Origin of the sequence: Acinetobacter sp. UBA3025, assembly GCF_002367915.1 — a bacterium.
Lineage (GTDB): Bacteria > Pseudomonadota > Gammaproteobacteria > Pseudomonadales > Moraxellaceae > Acinetobacter.
In genome coordinates this window covers 1-3,585 of sequence record NZ_DFDO01000175.1, presented here as the reverse complement: position 1 = coordinate 3,585, position 3,585 = coordinate 1, and the positions used below count along the sequence as shown (strand labels likewise).

Here is a 3,585-nt window from a genome sequence, read left to right as displayed (position 1 = left end):
TGCATCTTCTGCATCTTCAACCTGAGAAGCACCGATGGTCACGCGCATACCGCGCACACCTTTGGCTGAACGACCCATTGAACGTACGTCAGTCTCTGCGAAACGAATTGCTTTACCTTCGTTCGAGAACAACATAATTTGCTGTTCACCGTCAGTAATCGCAACACCAATTAAGGTGTCATCGCCATTCAGTTCAATCGCACGTAAACCGTTTGAACGAACATTTGAGAACTGTTCCAGTTCTACACGTTTAATCGTACCGTACTCAGTCGCCATAAACACATAGAAGTTCTTACGAACAGCTTCGGCTTGCTGTGCAAAGTCATTGATGATGTCAGCATCAAGATCAGTGGTTGAAAGTGCTAAACCAAGCTCTTTCAATTGAACACGCAGTGCATCAGAAATATCATCTGCACCATCTTCAGATTCAGCAAGAGCAGCTTCTAATGCCGCAAAGTGACTATTGATCACTTCATTGGTTTGCAGCTGGGCAGCATTGGTCTTCACAAATGCCTTGAAGTCAGCCAGACGTTCTTTGAATTTCTTCGGTGCATCAATCACTGGCAAGATAGCAGTAATGGTTTCGTTGTCATCCAGCGGCAACAAGTTCACCATTGGGCGACCTTTGGCACCACGCGAAGCTTGTGGCACCTCATAAACTTTCAGGCGATAAACCTTACCGACATTGGTGAAGCAAAGTACCGTAGCATGGTTCGATGTTACAACCATGTGCTGGATGTAATCGTCTTCTTTCATGCTGGTCGCAGACTTACCACGACCGCCACGACGTTGCGCAGCATAGTCAGATAATGGTTGAGTTTTCGCATAACCAGTTTTTGAAACCGTAAGAACCATTTGTTCTTCAGGAATTAGGTCTTCACGAGAGAAGTCGATACGAGACTCAACGATATCTGTTTTACGCGCATCGCCATATTGCTGAAGAATTAGCGCTAGCTCTTCTTTAATCACGTTCATCAATAAATTGAAGTCATTTAAGATGGCTGTGTATTCAGCAATTTGACCTAAGATTTCAGAATATTCAGCTTGAAGTTTATCTTGCTCAAGACCGGTCAAACGGTGTAAACGCAATTCCATAATCGCGTTGACTTGAGTCGGAGATAAACGATACACATCGCCATCAATACCAAATGGACGGTTTGGATCTTCACCTTCAATTTCATCAGGACGTACAGAAACAGCACCTGCTTTTTCAAGCAACGCTGCAACACCGCCCGCTGCCCACTCACCTGCCTGTAAACGCTCACGCGCTTCAGCCGGGTTGGCAGAAGTTTTGATGGTTTCGATGATGGCATCAATATTTGCCAGAGCAACGGTTAAACCTTCTAAAATATGACCACGTTCACGTGCTTTGCGCAGTTCGTACATGGTACGACGTGTCACGACTTCCTGACGGTGACGGATAAACGCAGCGATGATGTCTTTCAGGTTCATCAATTTCGGCTGGCCATTGTCCAGACACACCATATTGATGCTGAAAGAATTTTCTAACTGTGTATTCTGGAACAGGTTATTGACAATGACTTCAGCATTTTCACCACGCTTCAGGTCAATCGCAATACGCATCCCTTCCTTGTCCGATTCATCACGAAGTTCAGAAATGCCTTCAAGTTTTTTCTCTTTGACCAGCTCGGCGATACGTTCAATCGTTTTCGCTTTGTTGACCTGATAAGGAATTTCCGTGAAGACAATCGTAGTACGGCCAGATTTGGCATCTTCTTCAAAGTGATATTTACCACGAATATGCAAACGGCCTTTACCGGTGCGATAGGCATCCACGATACCTGATTTACCGTAAATAATACCACCTGTCGGGAAATCTGGACCGGAAATATATTCCATCAGACCTTCGATGCTGATATTTGGATTATCTGCATAAGCCAGACACGCATTCACCACTTCAGTCATGTTGTGTGGCGCCATATTGGTCGCCATACCGACTGCAATACCAGCCGCACCATTCACCAACAGGTTCGGAATACGAGTTGGCATGACTTGCGGAATACGCTCAGAACCGTCGTAGTTATCTTCCCAGTCAACTGTATCTTTTTCCAGATCAGCCAGTAATTCATGGGTCAGCTTACGCATACGAACTTCGGTATAACGCATTGCCGCAGCGCTATCGCCATCGATCGAACCAAAGTTCCCTTGACCATCAACCAGTTGGTAGCGCAGACTAAAGTCCTGAGCCATACGGACAATGGTTTCATAAACAGCAGAATCACCATGTGGGTGATATTTACCGATGACATCACCTACAACACGGGCAGACTTTTTGTAAGCTTTGTTGTAGTCATTGCCCAATTCGTGCATTGCGAAAAGCACACGACGATGAACAGGTTTTAGACCATCTCGTACATCCGGCAAGGCACGTGAAACAATCACGCTCATTGCATAGTCTAAATACGAGTGCTTGAGTTCATCCTCAATGGCAATCGGTCTAATTTCCGATACGCTCATGCATACTCCTTATTCTACAAGCCAGATTTGGCTTGCATTTATATGTCGTAAATCCAGCTATAAATCGGCTCAAAAAAAGCTGAACCAATATTAAAATTTAGTCGTACAGTATAGCATAATCTAGGCTAAATTTATCTGTTTCATCCCCAACTATCCACAGGATTTTTAGTAGAAATTTTAATCACTTCACAATATTTTGATATTAAAAAACCTCTGCTTGCAGAGGTTCATTTTTTTCTTTAAAAAAGCAAGTCACTTAAATATGAAGTTTAGACTCTATATCGGAAAAATCATCTTCAGCTATGACCTGACTAGTTGATTTTGTCACAGCACAATCTTGCTTCATTAATGGATAAGCGACCAGGAATAAGCCGATAATAAGCGGAAATTCGTATAGTTCTTCCATCAAATCTTTATAGATAAAATCTGTAAAAATAAAATGAATAAAAAACCGATTATGTTCAATGCCATCTGACATCAGCAAGCCAATGAAGGCTAATATTAGTGCCCAAATTGGAAGTGATACATGCTTAAACTTATAAGCAATTTCTTGACGCAAAGGTGCTAAAAACAGCATAAACACCACGGGTGCAATCACAAGAACCGAAATACCACGGAAATAGATTTTTGGCACTTCCGGGAAATAGTCACGTCCCCAGCTGGTACTTCTACCAAACAGCATAATCCACCATGCAACTGACCAGAGCCAAAATTGTTTTTGACCTTTACTTAATTCAAATGGACGGATATAGAAAAAACTAAATACGGCAAAACCAAACAACATTAATGCTTGAATTGACTCAACTGCTGTAACCGTCATACTTCCTAACAAAGGAAGGTGCAGACTCGGGAGAAAAGGAAAAATCAAACAGCAGATCATCATTACCAAAATACTGACTGGTAACTAAAAATCAAATTTCACGGACACTCCGCCAAATGGCAAGCTTAATAAAAGTTTAATATTAACACAAAATATACAATAGCCAAAATTTCGAGTCAGAGATGGACGACTTGTTAGTTAGATTAATTATTTAGATTAAAAAAAAAAGAAAAACGCTCCTAAAGGAGCGTTTTTTTGAAACTGATTCATAAATTAGATTTTAGAAA

2 protein-coding genes are annotated in these 3,585 nt (G+C 41.8%); both read right to left on the bottom strand.

From position 1 onward, the window contains the following. On the bottom strand, window positions 1–2,478 hold a 2,478-nt coding region (gene gyrA / locus B4J23_RS07390; protein ID WP_291359691.1), incomplete at its 3' end, for a DNA gyrase subunit A. Window positions 2,479–2,734: 256 nt separating this feature from the next. Further along, window positions 2,735–3,298 (bottom strand): hypothetical protein, encoded by a 564-nt coding sequence (locus tag B4J23_RS07385; RefSeq protein WP_376782841.1) that lies wholly within the window; start codon window positions 3,296–3,298, stop codon window positions 2,735–2,737. Window positions 3,299–3,585: the final 287 nt, after the last annotated feature.

Bases quoted from the DNA above. Each gene is read 5' to 3' on its own strand.
- B4J23_RS07385 (WP_376782841.1), bottom strand. From the start codon at position 3,298: ATGACGGTTACAGCAGTTGAGTCAATTCAAGCATTAATGTTGTTTGGT.